Raw genomic sequence first — 16,408 nt, forward strand, 5'->3', positions numbered from 1 at the left:
CGGCGGAAAGCCTCAGCAGCACAACGCCAACCGGGCCTTCGATTCGAACGGTCCCGACGGCGTGAAGGTGCGCGGCGCGGCCCAGGGCGTTTACGAAAAGTACCAGCAGCTGGCCCGCGACGCGACGTCGTCCGGCGACCGGGTCCTGGCCGAGAACTACCTGCAGCACGCCGAGCACTATTTCCGGGTCCTGCGCGCCATCCAGCCGAATCGCCCGGTCAGCGACATCATCGGCAAGGACGCCTATTCGGCTTACGAGATCGATTTCGAGGCCGAGCCGGAAGAGCAGCCCGAGGCTCCCGAGCCGACCCAGGCCGAGACCCAGGGCGACGGCGACAACGCCGACGGCCAGGGCGGCGAGGGCCGTCGCGACCGCTTCGAGAACCGCCAGCGCGACGATCGTCCCCGCGACGACAACCGCCAGCGCGACGACCGGCCCCGCGACCAGAACCGCGACCGTTTCGAAGGCCAGGGCCAGGGCGGCCAAGGCCAGCAGGGTCAAGGCCAGGGTCAGGGCCGCCGCGACCGTTGGCGCGACCGCGACGACCGTCCCCGCGACGACAACCGCCCGCGCGATGATCGCCCCCGCGACGACCGGCCTCGCGAAGATCGTCCCCGTGACGATCGTCCCCGTGACGACCGTCCGAGGGATGACCGTCCCCGTGACGACCGTCCGCGCGAAGACCGTTTCCGTGACGAGCGCCCCCGCGAGGACCGCGTTCGCGAGGATCGTCCGGCCGTCGCCGCCGAGGCCGTCGAGGCCGCGCCGGTCGAGGCCCGCCGCGAGCGTCCGCGCCGCGAACGCGCGCCCCGCGACCGTGATCCGCTGGCGGTGATCGAGCCGCAGGCCACGCCGCTGACCGAAGCCGCCGGCCAGGGCTCGCCCCTGCTGCGCGGCCAGGACGGCGACGTCAGCCACGCCCCGGCCTTCCTGGGCCGCAAGTCGCCGCGCGCCGAAGGCGCCGCCGACGCCGGCCCGGTGTCCACCTCGTCGGTCCTGGCGGCCGAGGCCGAGGCGGCTCCCGCCAAGCCCAAGCGTCGCCGCGCCCCGCGCAGCTTCGAAGGCAACCCGGCTCCGGAGTCGGAAGAGGTCTAAACCCGTCATCCCCCGCTTTATGCGGGGGACCCAAACTGACTTGGCCGATGTGGCTTGGCTCCCCCGAACAAGTCGGGGGATGACGGGGTTTGAGGCGGCAGGCCATTGCACTGCGCCCAGACTCCCGCCTAGCCTCGCCCCCTCACATCCCGGGGGCGACCATGCGCGGCAAATCCAAGACCATCCTGATGACGGCGGCGGCGATGTCCGCCCTGGCCCTGGCCGGCGCCGCGCGCGCCCAGAGCGCCCCCCTGACCGCCGACGAGACCGCCTTCCGCGGCCTCTACAAGGAACTGGTCGAGATCAACACCACCGCCTCGGCCGGCAGCTGCACGGCCGCCGCCGAAGCCATGGGCGCGCGGCTGAAGGCGGCCGGTCTGCCCGAGGCCGACGTGCGCGTGCTGTTCCCGCCCGAGCACCCCAAGGCCGGCGCCCTGGTCGCCACCCTGCGCGGCAAGGACCCCAAGGCCGGCGCCATCCTGCTGATGGCCCACATCGACGTGGTCGAGGCCAAGCGCGAGGACTGGGTCCGCGATCCCTTCAAGCTGGTCGAGGAAGACGGCTATCTCTACGCCCGCGGGGCCAGCGACGACAAAGCCATGGCGGCGATCTTCACCGACGGCCTGGTGCGTTACAAGAAAGAGGGCTTTCAGCCCAAGCGTGACATCAAGCTGGCCCTGACCTGCGGCGAGGAGGGCGGCCAGTTCAACAGCGTGCCCTGGCTGCTGGAGAAGCATCCCGAGACCATGAAGGCGACCTTCGCCCTCAACGAGGGCGACGACAGCCGCCTGGACGACAAGGGCCAGCCCAAGCTGCTGTCCATCCAGGTCGGCGAGAAGGTCTATATGGACTATGACCTGGAGGTGACCAATCCGGGCGGCCACTCGTCGCGGCCGACCAAGGACAACGCCATCTACCACCTGGCCAATGGCCTGGGACGGCTGGGCGCCTACGATTTCCCGATCGCCCTGAACGACGCCACCAAGTCGTATTTCGAGCAGAACGCCAGGATCGAGCCCGACGCCGAGGTGGCCGGGGCGATGGCGGCCCTGGTCAAGAACCCGTCCGACGCCGCGGCCGCCGCGATCCTGGCCCGGGATCCCGCCCGCAACAGCATGATGCGCACCACCTGCGTGGCGACGATGGTCAATGCCGGCCACGCCCCCAACGCCCTGCCGCAGCGCGCCAAGGCCAACGTCAACTGCCGCATCCTGCCGGGCAACGACCCCAAGGTCATCCGCGACCAGCTGGAGCAGATCGTCGCCGACCCGGCCATCAAGATCACCCTGGCCGCCGAGCCCGACCCGGTCAGCCCGCCGCCGCCCCTGACGCCGCAGATCATGGGCCCGGCCACCAAGGTCGCGGCGAAGATCTGGCCGGGCGTGCCGTTCATCCCCGCCATGCTGACCGGCGCCACCGACGGCCGCTTCACCAACGCCGCCGGCACCGTGACCTACGGCCTGTCGGGCCTGATGGCCGGTCCGGACGGCGACAACATCCACGGCCTGAACGAGCGCATCCAGGTCAAGGCGCTGATGAACGGCCGGCGGTTCCTGTACGAGGTGGTCAAGCTGTACGCCGACGGAAAGTAGCGCCGGCGTCGACGTCGTCACTCTCGGAAAAGGATAAGGTTCTAGGCGCAGCACAACTATAAGGATAAGGTCGCGGCTTCGCAGGGGCGAAGTCGGCGATGACTGAACTCAAGGAAGAGAAGCGCCGCGCCAAGGCCGTTTCCCGAAGGTCGAGAGGGGTCGAGGCGCGGTACCGGGCCATCGTCGACACCGCGGTCGATGCGATCGTGGTGATCGACGAGATGGGGCGGGTCGAGGCCTTCAACCCCGCGGCCGAGCGGCTGTTCGGCCATCCGGCCGAGGCGGTGATCGGCCGCAATATCCGCGTCCTGATGCCCGAGCCCTACCACGGCGAGCACGACGGCTATCTGGACCGCTACCGCCAGACCGGCGAGCGCCGGATCATCGGCATCGGCCGCGAGGTCTCCGGCCTGAGGCGCGACGGCTCGACCTTTCCCCTGGAACTGTCGATCGCCGAATGGCGCGAGGACGGAAAGCGCTTCTTCACCGGGGTGATGCGCGACATCACCGAACGAAGGCGCGCCGAAGAGCTGCAGCGCCTGCTCGTCAACGAGCTGAACCACCGCGTCAAGAACACCCTGGCCACCGTGCAGTCGGTCGCGGGCCAGACGCTGCGCAACGCCGCGGACCTGGAGGACGCGCGCGACTCGCTGACCACCCGGCTGCTGGCCCTGGCGCGGGCGCACGACATCCTGACGCTCGAGAGCTGGGACGGCGCCGAACTGCGCGACGTGGTCGCCTCGCTGATCGCTTCCCACGGCGACACGGAGCGGTTCGCGGTGGACGGTCCCGCGTTCCGCCTGGCGCCCAAGGTGGCCTTGTCGCTTTCCCTGGCCCTGCACGAGCTGATGACCAACGCCACCAAGTACGGCGCGCTGTCCAACGAGTCGGGACGCGTGGCCCTGAGCTGGGCGCGGGTGAGCGACGCCGACACTGAACGGCTGGATCTGCGGTGGGAGGAAATCGATGGCCCTAAGGTCTCCACGCCAAGTCGCCAGGGTTTCGGCAGCCGCCTCATCACGGGAGGGCTGGCGCGGGAACTGGGCGGTGAGGTCCGGCTCGAATATCCCGAGACCGGAGTCGTCTGCACGATCAGTTCCGCGCTCTCCAAGCCTGGAGAGCCCAGCCGCTTTATCCGAGGCTCCGCCTGATCCGCTTCGGGTCCTGGTCGTCGAGGACGAACTGTTCGTCGCCATGCTGGTCGAGGACATCCTGGGCGACCTGGGGTGCGCCATCGCCGGATTCGCCGCGTCGGCGGGCGAGGCCGAGAGCGCCGCGCGGACGGCGATGCTCGATTTCGCGCTGCTGGACGTCAATCTCGACGGCGAGACGTCGTTCGCCGCCGCCGATATCCTGCGCGGCCGCGGCATTCCCTTCGCCTTCGTCACCGGCTATGGCGAGCAGGGCGTGCGCGGTGACCTGCGCGAGGCGCCCATACTCTCGAAACCCATAGATCCGCGACATCTGGCCCGGGTGATCAAGGCCATCGACCGGGACTGAGGCGACGCGCTCGACCGGCCGCCCGATAGACAATCGGGGGGGCGATGCTTCACTGTAGCGGGCCAAGCCCACCGCCTCGCCGGAGTTTCGATTTGCGTCCCGTCCTCCCGATCTTCGCGGCGCTGGCCCTGGGCGCCTGCGCCTACAATCCCGACCTCGGTCGCCAGCAGATGACCATCGTCGACGACGCCGGCCTGTCCAAGGCCGGCGAGCAGGCCTGGAACCAGGCGCTGCAGACCCGCAAGGTCAGCAAGGATCCGGCGATGAACGCCCGGGTGCGCGCCGTGGGCCAGAAGGTGATCGCCGCCACCAGCCTGTGGGACCGGCCCTGGAACTACGCGGTGTTCGAGGACACCGCTCCCAACGCCTTCGTGCTGCCCGGCGGCCATGTCGGGGTCACCACGGGCCTGTTGCAGATCGTCGACAACGACGACCAGCTGGCCGCGGTGATCGGCCACGAGGCCGGCCACGTCGTCGCCCGCCACGCCGCCGAGCGGCAGTCGCAGACCGTCGCCTCCAGCCTGGTGCTCGGCGTGCTGGGCGCGGCGGCCGGCTCCAGCGACACGGCGCGGGCGATCTCCGACTATGGCGGGGCGGGGGCCAAGTACGGCTTCCTGCTGCCGTTCTCGCGCAAGCAGGAGCTGGAGGCCGACCGGCTGGGCGTCGACTACATGCAGCGGGCCGGCTACCGGCCGCGCGAGGCGGTGGTGCTGTGGCGGCACATGCAGGCCCAGGGCGGCTCCACCACCCCGCAATTCGCCTCGACCCACCCGTCGGACGGCACGCGGATCGTGGCGCTGGAAACCTATATCGCGACGCGCGGCTGGTGAGCCTTGTGTGGCGTATCGGCCACACCTACATCCCTCCCCAGGACCGTTCGTGCTTGATCAAGGCGAACGGGCCACATCCGCCTTTGGAGGGGATACCGCATGAAGATTGACCTCTATTCCGACCACGCCAAGTCCGCGGTCCAGTCGGCCCAGAGTCTGGCGCTCGCTCGCGGCCACCAGCAGCTTGGCCCCGAGCACCTGCTGAAAGTCCTGCTCGAGGAGAAGGACGGCCTCAGCCGCGCCCTGATCCAGAGCGCCGGCGGCCGGCCCGATACGGCCGACGCGGCGACCGACGCCCTGCTGGCCAAGACGCCGCGCGTCGACGGGGCCGGCGGCCAGCTGTACATGAAGCCCGACACCGCCCGGGTGTTCGAGGCCGCCGAGGCCGGCGCCAAGAAGGCCGGCGACGCCTTCGTCACCACCGAGCGCCTGCTGATCGCCATCGCCAAGGAAGGCGGCGACGCGGCCAAGGTTCTGAAGGACGCCGGGGTCTCGGCCCAGGCCCTGGAGACCGCCGCCGCCGCCGTCCGCAAGGGCCGCACCGCCGACAGCGCCAGCGCCGAGGAAGGCTATGACGCTCTCAAGCGCTATGCCCGCGACCTGACCCAGGCGGCCCGCGACGGCAAGATCGACCCGGTGATCGGCCGCGACGAGGAAATCCGCCGCACCATCCAGGTGCTGTCGCGCCGCACCAAGAACAACCCCGTGCTGATCGGCGAGCCCGGGGTCGGCAAGACCGCCATCGTCGAGGGCCTGGCTCAGCGCATCGTCGAGGGCGACGTGCCGGAAAGCCTGAAGGACAAGAAGCTCCTGTCGCTGGACATGGGCAGCCTGATCGCCGGCGCGAAATATCGCGGCGAGTTCGAGGAGCGGCTGAAGGCCGTGCTCGGCGAGGTCACGGCCGCCGAGGGCTCGATCATCCTGTTCATCGACGAGATGCACACCCTGGTCGGGGCCGGCAAGAGCGAGGGGGCGATGGACGCCTCCAACCTGCTGAAGCCCGCCCTGGCGCGCGGCGAGCTGCACTGCGTGGGCGCCACCACGCTGGACGAGTACCGCAAGCACGTCGAGAAGGACGCCGCCCTGGCCCGCCGGTTCCAGCCGGTGTTCGTCAGCGAGCCGACGGTCGAGGACACCGTCTCGATCCTGCGCGGCCTGAAGGAGAAGTACGAGGTGCACCACGGGGTGCGGATCTCGGACTCCGCCATCGTCGCCGCCGCCACCCTGAGCAACCGCTACATCGCCGACCGCTTCCTGCCCGACAAGGCCATCGACCTGGTCGACGAGGCCGCCAGCCGGGTGCGCATGGCGATCGACAGCAAGCCCGAGGAGCTGGACGAGATCGACCGCCGCCTGGTGCAACTGAAGATCGAGCGCGAGGCCCTGAGCAAGGAGACCGACGCGGCCTCCCGCCAGCGGCTGGAGAAGCTGGAAGACGAGATCGACGACCTGCAGGCCCAGTCCGACGCCATGACCGCCCGCTGGAAGGCCGAGAAGGACAAGGTCGGCGGCGCCGCCCAGGCCCGCGAGGCCCTGGACCGTCTGCGCGCCGACCTGGCCGCCGCCCAGCGGGCCGGCGACTTCGCCCGGGCCGGCCAGATCCAGTACGGCGAGATCCCGGCCCTGGAGCGCCGCCTGGCGGAGGCCGAGGCCGGCGAGAACGGCGGCGGGGCGGCCCAAAAGTCGCTGACCCCGGAAGTGGTCGACGCCGAGCAGATCGCCGCCGTGGTCAGCCGCTGGACCGGGATGCCGGTCGAGAAGATGCTGGAAGGCGAGCGCGAGAAACTCCTCCAGATGGAGGACGCCCTGCGCGGCCGCGTGGTCGGCCAGGACGAGGCGCTGGAGGCGGTGTCCGACGCGGTGCGCCGCGCGCGGGCCGGCCTGCACGACCCGTCCAAGCCGATCGGCAGCTTCCTGTTCCTGGGCCCGACGGGCGTCGGCAAGACCGAGCTGACCAAGGCCCTGGCCGAGTTCATGTTCGCCGACGAGCACGCCATCACCCGCATGGACATGAGCGAGTACATGGAAAAGCACTCGGTCAGCCGGATGATCGGCGCGCCCCCCGGCTATGTCGGCTACGACGAGGGCGGGGCGCTGACCGAGGCCGTGCGCCGGCGGCCCTACCAGGTGCTGTTGTTCGACGAGATCGAGAAGGCCCACCCGGACGTCTTCAACGTGCTGCTGCAAGTGCTGGATGACGGCCGCCTCACGGACGGGCAGGGCCGGACGGTCGATTTCAGGAACACCCTGATCATCATGACCTCGAACCTCGGCTCCGAGTACCTGGCCAACCAGGACGACGGGGATGATGTGGAGGCCGTGCGGCCGCTGGTGATGAACACGGTGCGCGGCCACTTCCGCCCCGAGTTCCTCAACCGGATCGACGAGATCATCCTGTTCAAGCGTCTCAGCCGCGCGAACATGGGCGACATCGTCCGCATCCAGCTGAAGCGGGTCGACAAGATGCTGGCCGAGCGTCGCATGACCCTGGCGCTCGACGCGCCGGCCCTGCAGTGGCTGGCCGACAAGGGCTACGATCCGGTCTATGGCGCGCGCCCGCTCAAGCGCGTGATCCAGAAGGACCTGATCGACCCGATCGCCAGGAAGTTGCTGGCCGGCGAGCTGGAAGATGGCGGGGTGATCTCGGTCGGGGCCGGCGACGGCGGTCTGGCGATCGGCAAGGCGACCCTTCAGTAGGGCGCCGGGCCCTGCGAATCTGGAATGGGCGCGTCGCGAGGCGCGTCCATTTAGGATTGCACGGTCGGCGGTTTCGCGTACTTTCGAATTACTATTCGCCCCAAATATCGTAAATATTTCTCGGGAACCGTTGAACCATTTCCGCGTACGCGCGCGTTATTTTAAAGCGGCGCTAAGGTGGGTTCCGGTAGGGCTAAGTTCGTCAAGAACAGGCCCAGAATTCGCCTTTTTCGAATGTCGGTTTCAATTGTTGAAGCGCCGCTGCTTGCCCGGGAACGGTCAAGCTTGGTGTCTCTATGAAGAAACTGATGGAAGGGTGATCTTATGATCAGTGGCAAATATAAGATGTTGGCGGTGACCGCTCTGATCGCGAGTGGCCTGTCTCTCAGCGCCTGCGCGACCAAGGACTTCGTCAACAAACAGGTCGGCGTGGTCAACACGCGGGTCGACGCTACCGATACCAAGCTGGGCGAGGTCGACCGCACCAGCCAGGATGCGCTCAAGCGCGCTACCGACGCTGGCAAGCTGGCCGAGGGCAAGTTCCTGTATTCGGTGGTGTTGAGCGACGACAGCGTCAAGTTCCCGCTCAACAAGCACGAACTGTCGCCGGAAGCCCAACAGCGTCTGACCGAGTTCGCCGACAAGCTGAAGCAGGACAACAAGAACGTCTATCTTGAGGTCCAGGGCTTCACCGACGCGACCGGCGGAACCGCCTATAACGAAGAGCTCGGCGGCGCCCGGGCCGAGGCGGTGCGTAAGTTCCTGGCCAAGCAGGGCGTGCCCCTGAACCGGATCGCGACCATCTCGTATGGCGAAGACGATCCGGTGGCCCCGAACGACACGCCGGACGGTCGCGCCCAGAACCGCCGGGTCGTGATCCAGGTCCTGACCTAGACGGCTTTCGCCATCGCCCGTGAACCGGGCGATGGCGAACGATGAGTAGTGGCTTGCCTCTGGCCGCCTGTCGATCAGGCGGCCAGACGGCGTTGTGCGGCGTGCGAGGCCCAGCCGGCGACCGAGCCCAGGGCGCAGGCCCCGCCCAGTTCGGCCAGCGAAGCCAGGCTCGGCTCCAGGTGGGCGGCGAAGACGGCGATCAGGCCCAGGAAATAGCCCAGGACGTTGTTGATCACCGGCGCGGCGCGCAGCGACACGACGAGCATGGCGACCACGAACACCACCAGGACGATCGCGCCCTTGCCCAGGATCGGCGCCAGGGCGCCCAGGGCCAGCACCGCACAGACCCCGAACACCAGGCCCAGCAGGACCGTGGCCAGGCTGGCCGCGCCCTCGCGGGCCGAGGGCGCGCGGGTGAAGAACGCCACCCAACCGACGAACATCGCCCAGGGCGCCAGGCTCAGGGCCACGCTGGCGAAGGCGGCGGTGGCCGCCACGGCGGCGGCGATGGCGGTGAAGCCGAGGAAGAACAGGGGGCCGCGCGGCGCGGCGTTGGCGGAAGCGGTCATGTCGAAGTTCCCGAGAGTCATATGAGGAGAAAGGCGGGCCGGGTCCCTGGGACCCCGCCCGCCCTCGCGAACTCAGCCCTTGATGGCCGGGCTCAGCAGGTCTTCCAGGCCGATGCGGCGGTACATCTCGGTGCGCACCCGGTCGGCGACGCCGTTGACGACCTCGGCGCCGTCCTGCGACGGGTCGATGTGGACCCGGAAGGGGCGCCTGCCGAACGGGGCGTCGACCACCGCGACCATGGCCTTGGCCACGTCGGCCACGTCGGCGTCGGCCGGTTCGAGCGCGGCCAGGCCGCCCAGGGCCTTTTCGGCGACGCCGGCATAGGGGCCGGTCTCGTATTCGGCGGCGCGGGCGGCGTCGGCCGGCTTGCCGGAGTGAGCGAAGTGGTTGGTGCCCTTGGTGAAGGCGCCCGGCACGATGATCGAGGTCTCGATCCCCCAGCGGGACAGCTCGGTGGAGTACGACACCGCCAGGCTGTCCATCGCCGCCTTGGCCGCGAAATAGGGGCTCAGATAGGGCGGCGTGCCGCCGCGGGTGCTGCTGGACGACACCCAGATCACCAGGCCCTTGCCCTGCTTGCGCAGCTGCGGCAGCGCGGCGCGGTTCACCCGTTGGGTGGAGAGCACGTTGATGTCGTAGAGCTGGGCGAATTGTTCGGCGGTGAAGGCCTCGGCGGGCCCGAAGCTCATGTGGCCGGCGTTGTGGACGACGATGTCCAGGCGGCCGTTGTCGGCGATGATCCGGGCGACGCCGGCCTCGACCGAGGCGTCGCTGGCGACGTCCAGTTCGACGGTGCGCAGGTCGACGCCGTTCGCCTTGGCGTAGGCGGCGACTTCGGCGACCTGCGGCGCGTTGCGGCCCTCGGTCTCGCGCATCGAGGCGTAGACGGTGTGGCCGGCATGGGCCAGGGCCTTGGCGCTGAGCAGGCCGAAGCCGCTGGAGGCGCCGGTGATGACGATGACTTGCTTCTCGGCTTGGGTGGTCATGACGATGTTCCTTTGAAGGGGGCGTTCGAAGGTCGGGCGCAGGCCGGGATCAGATGATCCCGCCGTTGGCGCGCAGGGTCTGGCCGTTGATCCAGGCGCCGTCCGGGCCGACCAGGAAGGCGACGGCGGCGGCGATGTCCTCGGGCTGGCCCAGGCGTTCCAGCGGGGCCAGCTTGGCCAGGCGGTCGACGACCTCCTGCGGCTTGCCGTCGAGGAACAGCTTGGTCGCCGTCGGCCCGGGAGCGATCGAATTGACCGTGATGGCCCGGCCGCGCAGTTCCTTGGTCAGGATGCTGGTCATGGCTTCGACGGCGGCTTTGGTGGCGGCGTAGACGCCGTAGCCGGGCTGCAGCAGGCCGGTGACGCTGGACGAGAAGTTGACGATCCGGCCGCCGTCCCGCAGCCGCTTGGCGGCTTCGCGCAGGGTGTTGAAAGTGCCCTTCAGGTTGACGTTGATCTGGCGGTCGAACAGGGCGTCGTCGCTGTCGGCGATCGGGGCCAGCATCATGATCCCGGCGTTGTTGATCAGCACGTCCACGCCGCCGAAGGCCGTTTCGGCCGCGTCGAACATCTTGCGGACCGCCTCGGCGTCGCCGATGTCGGCCTGGTGGGCCAGGGCCTTGCCGCCGGCCGCCTCGATCTTGCGGACCAGGGCCTCGGCCGGTTCGACCTTGCCGGCGTAATTAACGATGACGGTGAAGCCGTCCTTCGCCAGGCGTTCCGAAACCGCCGCGCCGATGCCGCCAGAGGCGCCGGTCACGATCGCGACCTTGTGGGTTTGATTGGTCATCTCGTCTCTCCAGGCCGACCCCGTGTCGGCGGTGATGACAAGATGCTCCTTGGCGCTGGTTGGATAATCAGCGAAGATACGATAACATTATTCAGATTGCCGAATAATAGGAGGGCGCCCCTGGACCGCTTCGACGCCATGCGCCTGTTCGCCCGGATCGTGGAGCGCCGCAGCTTCAGCCAGGCGGCGCTGGACCTGAACCTGCCGGCCTCGACCGCCACCGAGGGGGTCAAGCAGCTGGAGGGGCGGCTGGGCGTGCGGCTGCTGCAACGGACCACCCGCCATGTCAGCCCCACCCTGGACGGCGAGGCCTTCTACCGCCGCTGCCTGGCGATCCTGGCCGACCTGGAGGACGCCGAGGCCGAGTTCAGCGACGCCAAGCCGCGCGGGCTGCTGCGGGTGGACGTGCACGGCACGCTGGCGCGCCACTTCCTGCTGCCGGGCCTGCCGGCCTTCCTGGAGCGCTATCCCGACCTGAAGCTGCACCTGGGCGAGGGCGACCGGCTGGTCGACCTGGTGCGCGAGGGCGTCGACTGCGTGCTGCGGGTCGGCGACCTGAAGGACAGCGCCATGATTGCCCGCCGGGTGGGGATGCTGGACGAGGCCACCTGCGCCAGTCCGGCCTATCTGGAAAAGCACGGCGTCCCGGCCACGCCCGACGACCTGGCCAGGGAGGGGGCCGGCCACCAGATGATCGGCTTCCTGTCGTCGGCGACCGGCGAGTTCTTCCCGCTGGAGTTCACGGTCGACGGCGCGCCGCGCCACGTCACCTTGCCGGCCACCCTGTCGGTGGTCGGGGCCGAGACCAACGTCGTCGCCGCCCGCCTGGGCCTGGGGATCATCCAGGTCCCGCGCTACCACGTGGCGGCCGACCTGGCGGCGGGGACCCTGGTCGAGATCCTGGCCGGCTACCCGCCCAGCCAGACCCCGGTGTCGCTGCTGTATCCGCACAGCCGCCAGATCTCGCCGCGCGTGCGGGTGTTCATGGAGTGGCTGACGCGGGAGTTCGCGACGAGGGCGGCGGCGCTGTAGCGACGGCGTCCCCTCATCCCCAAACGCCGTCATCCCCGCTTTATGCGGGGGACCCAAGCCGAGCTGATCCAGAATTATCGGTCGGCGTTGCTTGGGTCCCCCGAACAAGTCGGGGGATGACGACCTTTTTTGCCGCCGCCTAAGCCGGCTGCGCCGCCTTCGCCGCCGCGATCAGCGCGTCGTCGATCTCGGAGGCCCGCTTGGCGGCCGGGCGCTGGCTGAGGCCCGCCCAATAGGCCTCGAAGGCCGGACGCTTCTCGATCGTGCCGAACATCATGCCCCAGCCGATCTGCGAGCCCACATAGACGTCGGCGGCCGAGAACCTGCCGCCCGCCAGGTACTGCTTGCCGGTCACCGCCTGCTCCAGGGCGTTGAGCACGTCCTCGATGCAGCCGTAACCCGCCGACATCCGCCGCTCGGGCGGGACCTCGAAGCCCATGGACTTGTTGGTCACCGCCGCCTCGATCGGGCCGCAGGCGAACATCAGCCAGCGATAATAGACGCCGCGCTGCGGGTCGCTCGTGGCCGGCGCCAGGCCGGCCTCGGGAAAGGCGTCGGCCAGATAGGCGCAGATCGCCGCGCCCTCGGTGACGGTCACGCCGCGGTGGGTGATGGCCGGGACCTTGCCCATCGGGTTGACCGCCAGATAGTCGGGGGCCTTCATCGTGGTGGCGTAGTCCAGCGTCACGGTGCGGTAGGGGACGCCGACCTCCTCCAGCATCCAGCGGACGATCCGGCCGCGTGACATCGGGTTGGTGTAGAAGACGAGTTCGTCGCTCATGGCGGGCTCCTGAAATCCGGCGCGATCCTAGCGCGCGCGACGGCGGGCGCAACCTTGAGCGATCGATGTTCTTTGACTAGGCCAGCGGCTCCAGGGTCCGGGCGGGCGGCGCGGCCATGGCGCGGTTGAGCGCGCCGATCAGGCCGGCGGCGGTCATCGGCTTGGACACCGCGCCGTCGAAGATGTCGCCGGGACCTTCGGGGCGGGCGTCGGCCGAGAAGGCGATGATCGGCGTGCGGGCGTTGGGGCCGCCCTCGGCGCGGATGCGCAGGGCGGCCTGGGCGCCGTCCAGGCGGGGCATGCGCAGGTCCATCAGGATGGCGTCGAACGGCCGGGCCGTCGCGGCGGCCACGCCCTCCTCGCCGTCCACGGCCTCGGCCACCTCGGCCCCCATGGCGGTCAGGATGGCGTTGACCAGCTCGCGGTTGGCCGGATTGTCGTCGACGATCAGCACGCGGCAGGCGGGCGGCAGCAGCGGCATGGCGACCGGCTCGGCGGGCGAGGCCGACGCATGGGCCGCCGAGCGGGCCAGGATGTCGAAGCTGAACTCGGCGCCCTGGCCGGCCAGGCTGGCCACCCCGATCTCGCCGCCCATCGCCTCGACCAGGCCCTTGCAGATGGCCAGGCCCAGGCCGGTGCCGCCGTGCTTGCGGGTCAGGCCGGCGTCGACCTGCGAGAAGCGCCGGAACAGCAGGTCGATGTCCTCGGGCGCGACGCCCGGGCCGGTGTCGGCGACCGAGAGGCGCAGGCGTTCGCCGGCGGCGTCATAGGCCGCCCGCACGGTGATCGACCCGGCCTCGGTGAACTTCACGGCGTTGCCGATCAGGTTCAGCAGCACCTGGCGCAGGCGTCCGCCGTCGATCAGCAGGTCGGCCGGCAGGGTCTCCAGGCCCTCGGCGCGCAGCGCCACGCCCTTGGCCTCGGTGTCGAGCGAGAACAGCTCCAGCGCCTCGCCGATCAACTGGGCCGGCGCCGTCGGCTCCAGGTTCAGCTCCAGTTGCCCGGCCTCCAGCTTGGAGAAGTCGAGGATGTCGTTGATGGTGGTCAGCAGCGCCCTGCCGCCGCTCAGCACCCGGGCGATGAACCGGCGGGCGTCGGGCGACAGGTCGGGCTCGCCGTCGACCAGCCGGGCGAAGCCCAGCACCGAGGTCAGGGGCGTGCGCAGCTCGTGGCTCATATTGGCCAGGAACTCGCCCTTCACCGCGGCGGCGACCTCGGCCGCGTTGCGGGCCTCGCGCAGCTGGCGCTCCATGGCCTTGTGGTCGGTGATGTCGCGGACGATATCGGTGATGCCGGTGACCCGGCCGTTCAGCGGGTCACGCTGCAAGGCGGGGCGGGACTCCAGCCAGATCACCACGCCGTCCTTGCGCAGGGCGCGGTACTCGACCCGGCTGGGGCCGCTGCGGCGCCCGGCCATCAGCTCGGCCATCTCGGCCACGACCATGGCGCGCACGGCCTCGCGGTCGTCGGGGTGCACGGTCAGCATGCCCTCGCGGCCGACCAGCTCCTCGGGCGCGAAGCCGACCATCGCCAGGCAGGCGGGCGAGGCGTACTGGATGATCCCCCGCATGTTGCTGTGGATGATCATGTCCTGGGCGTTCTCGGCCAACTGGCGGAAGCGGGCCTCGCTGCGGGCCACGGCGGCGTTGGCCTCGGTCATGCTCTGCAGCATGTAGCGGCGGTGCCGCTGGATCGAGGCGACCGGCAGGCTGATGAAGATCGCCACCGCCAGGAACAGCTGCAGGACGATGGCCTGGTCCTGCGAGCCGTTCGGCATCAGGGTGATCGGACCCTTGCCGGCCATGGTGAAGATCACCGCGACGACCGCCACCAGGGTGGCGCTCAGCGCCGCGCCCAGCACCTCCAGCCGCCAGGCGACCAGCAGCATCACCGGCGGGATGATGAACAGCAGCGGATAGCGGGTCTGCGAGAAGATCCCGATGGTGACCGCCAGCAGCACCACCAGGGAGGCGACGCCGCTGATCGACAGCGGCCGCTCGCGCAGATAGCCCCGGGCCCGCACCAGGGCCAGCAGGCAGGGGGTGATGGTCATCAGGCCCAGGATGTCGCCCAGCGACCAGACGCCGATATTGGTCAGCAACTGGCCGCCGCGCATGATCGTATGGATGGTGGCGGCCAGCACGCCGGTGGCGATCGGGGCGGCCAGGCCGCAGATCAGGGCGAAGGCGATCATGTCGCGGGCCCGGCCCAGGTCGACCTGTTCTCCGACGATCCGCCGCATCGCCCAGGCGCAGATGAAGATCTGGGCGATGTTGCAGCTGACCAGCACCAGATTGACCGGCAGGATGTCGCCGACATGGGCCCCGGCCGCCAGGCCGCCGGCCAGGCATCCCAGCAGCAGGGCGGGCCAGCGGCGGTCCTTGGTCGACAGCAGGCAGGCCACGCCGAAGCCGTTGGACAGCCAGATCGGCGCCACCTGGCCATGGTTGCGGGGAAACTCGACGCACAGATAGGCCAGCAGGGCGTAGCCCACCGCCGCGACCAGGGCATAGGTCGCCGTCTTCAGAATGTCGCCGCCCGACCAGGCGGGCGCGGAAGTCGTCGTGTGTGCCATCCACCCTGCCTTCGGGGCCGCCCGCAAGCTGAAGCCCCGCAAGCTCAAGCTAGGGCGTTCGCCCCCACACGACTAGGGCGAACGCCTTAAAGAACAGTGGCTTGGTGCGCGGCGCATCGCCGCGTTCGCGCGAAACGCTCCGTCAGCTATTTGCCAAACCCTCCGCCGGCGACGATCCGCGCGACCTCGGCGATGACGGCGTCGCGCGCGGCCGAGTCGACCTTGGCCTGGGTCAGGTAGGCGGCGATCAGGATCGGCGCGCGGCCCGGCGGCCAGATCACGGCGATGTCGTTGGTCGTGCCGCCCTTGCCGTCGCCCCAGCTGCCGGTCTTGTCGCCGACCTTCCAGCCGGCGGGCAGGCCGGCGCGAAGGCGCTTGTCGCCGGTCTGGTTGGCCAGCAGCCAGTCGACCATCTGCTGGCGGGAGGCGGGCGACAGGGCCGCGCCCAGGGTGAGGGCGCGCAGCGATCCCAACATGGCGCGGGGCGAGGTGGTGTCGTGCTGCTCGCCCGGCCTGACCACGTTGAGCTCCGGCTCCCGGCGATCCAGGCGGGTGACCTTGTCGCCGAGCGCGCGGACGAAGGCCGTGACGGCCGACGGTCCGCCGAACGTGTCGAGCAGCAGGTTGGCGGCGGCGTTGTCGCTGACGGTGACCGTCGCCTCGCACAGCGCGCCGACCGTCATGCTGTCGCCGACATGCCGCTCGGTGACCGGCGAGTGGGTGACCAGCACGTCCTTGCCATAGGCGATGCGGCGATCCAGCCGCTCCTTGCCCTGGTCGACGCGGGCCAGGACCAGGCCCGCGACCAGGGCCTTGAAGGTGCTGCACATGGCGAAACGCTCGTCGGCGCGGTGGGCGAAGGTCGCGCCGGTCTGGGTGTCCAGCGCCGCCACGCCCAGGCGGCCGCCGCTGCGCGCCTCCAGGGCGATGATACTCCGGCTCATGCCACTGGTCAGGCGAACGCTCTGGGCGGCGAGGCCGGCGCGCGGCGCGCCGAGCACGGGAAGGGCGGCGAGAGCGGTGATCAAAAGTCTTCTGTCGAGCATGTGGGTCTCCAATGGCCGG

The 16,408-nt window shown here is 69.9% G+C and carries 14 protein-coding genes; 8 read left to right on the forward strand and 6 right to left on the reverse strand.

Going from position 1 to position 16,408, the window contains the following annotated elements; genetic code table 11:
• From PMI01_RS24305 to PMI01_RS24335, 7 genes are all read left to right on the forward strand, one after another.
• On the forward strand, window positions 1-1,096 hold a 1,096-nt coding region (locus PMI01_RS24305), incomplete at its 5' end, for a DUF4167 domain-containing protein (protein WP_007675773.1).
• Window positions 1,097-1,257: 161 nt separating this feature from the next.
• Window positions 1,258-2,688: a M20/M25/M40 family metallo-hydrolase gene (locus tag PMI01_RS24310; RefSeq protein WP_007675775.1), complete on the forward strand. Its 1,431-nt coding sequence runs from the start codon at window positions 1,258-1,260 to the stop codon at window positions 2,686-2,688.
• A 98-nt stretch (window positions 2,689-2,786) separates the two neighbouring features.
• Complete coding sequence (locus tag PMI01_RS24315; protein WP_007675780.1) at window positions 2,787-3,839, forward strand: sensor histidine kinase; 1,053 nt, start codon at window positions 2,787-2,789, stop codon at window positions 3,837-3,839.
• A gap of 13 nt (window positions 3,840-3,852) precedes the next feature.
• Complete coding sequence (locus tag PMI01_RS24320; protein WP_035038300.1) at window positions 3,853-4,188, forward strand: response regulator; 336 nt, start codon at window positions 3,853-3,855, stop codon at window positions 4,186-4,188.
• Window positions 4,189-4,280: 92 nt separating this feature from the next.
• Window positions 4,281-5,018 (forward strand): M48 family metallopeptidase, encoded by a 738-nt coding sequence (locus PMI01_RS24325; RefSeq protein ID WP_007675785.1) that lies wholly within the window; start codon window positions 4,281-4,283, stop codon window positions 5,016-5,018.
• Window positions 5,019-5,117: 99 nt separating this feature from the next.
• The gene (clpB, locus tag PMI01_RS24330) at window positions 5,118-7,715 is read left to right on the forward strand and encodes an ATP-dependent chaperone ClpB (RefSeq protein WP_007675793.1); all 2,598 of its coding nucleotides are present in this window, start codon (window positions 5,118-5,120) and stop codon (window positions 7,713-7,715) included.
• 324 nt (window positions 7,716-8,039) lie between these two features.
• Window positions 8,040-8,609 (forward strand): OmpA family protein, encoded by a 570-nt coding sequence (locus tag PMI01_RS24335; RefSeq protein WP_007675796.1) that lies wholly within the window; start codon window positions 8,040-8,042, stop codon window positions 8,607-8,609.
• Between the two features lie 74 nt (window positions 8,610-8,683).
• On the opposite strand, the gene PMI01_RS24340 is transcribed toward PMI01_RS24335, so the two are convergent.
• From PMI01_RS24340 to PMI01_RS24350, 3 genes are all read right to left on the reverse strand, one after another.
• Window positions 8,684-9,178, reverse strand: a complete 495-nt coding sequence (locus PMI01_RS24340) for a DUF1097 domain-containing protein (protein WP_007675798.1) — start codon at window positions 9,176-9,178, stop codon at window positions 8,684-8,686.
• A gap of 72 nt (window positions 9,179-9,250) precedes the next feature.
• Window positions 9,251-10,165 carry an SDR family oxidoreductase gene (locus tag PMI01_RS24345; protein ID WP_007675800.1) on the reverse strand — a complete coding sequence of 305 codons (915 nt, stop codon included), beginning with the start codon at window positions 10,163-10,165 and terminating at the stop codon, window positions 9,251-9,253.
• 49 nt (window positions 10,166-10,214) lie between these two features.
• Complete coding sequence (locus tag PMI01_RS24350; RefSeq protein WP_007675802.1) at window positions 10,215-10,955, reverse strand: SDR family oxidoreductase; 741 nt, start codon at window positions 10,953-10,955, stop codon at window positions 10,215-10,217.
• Between the two features lie 138 nt (window positions 10,956-11,093).
• Here PMI01_RS24350 and PMI01_RS24355 point away from each other — a divergent pair, with 138 nt between their 5' ends.
• Window positions 11,094-11,987: a LysR family transcriptional regulator gene (locus PMI01_RS24355; RefSeq protein ID WP_007675805.1), complete on the forward strand. Its 894-nt coding sequence runs from the start codon at window positions 11,094-11,096 to the stop codon at window positions 11,985-11,987.
• Window positions 11,988-12,126: 139 nt separating this feature from the next.
• Here PMI01_RS24355 and PMI01_RS24360 read toward each other — a convergent pair whose 3' ends face one another.
• The 3 genes from PMI01_RS24360 to bla form a co-directional block, all read right to left on the reverse strand.
• The gene (locus PMI01_RS24360; RefSeq protein ID WP_007675806.1) at window positions 12,127-12,768 is read right to left on the reverse strand and encodes a glutathione S-transferase family protein; all 642 of its coding nucleotides are present in this window, start codon (window positions 12,766-12,768) and stop codon (window positions 12,127-12,129) included.
• Between the two features lie 76 nt (window positions 12,769-12,844).
• Complete coding sequence (locus PMI01_RS24365; RefSeq protein ID WP_007675808.1) at window positions 12,845-15,343, reverse strand: MASE1 domain-containing protein; 2,499 nt, start codon at window positions 15,341-15,343, stop codon at window positions 12,845-12,847.
• Window positions 15,344-15,489: 146 nt separating this feature from the next.
• Window positions 15,490-16,389: a class A beta-lactamase gene (bla, locus tag PMI01_RS24370; RefSeq protein WP_007675809.1), complete on the reverse strand. Its 900-nt coding sequence runs from the start codon at window positions 16,387-16,389 to the stop codon at window positions 15,490-15,492.
• Window positions 16,390-16,408: the final 19 nt, after the last annotated feature.

The organism is Caulobacter sp. AP07 (assembly GCF_000281955.1).
GTDB lineage: Bacteria > Pseudomonadota > Alphaproteobacteria > Caulobacterales > Caulobacteraceae > Caulobacter.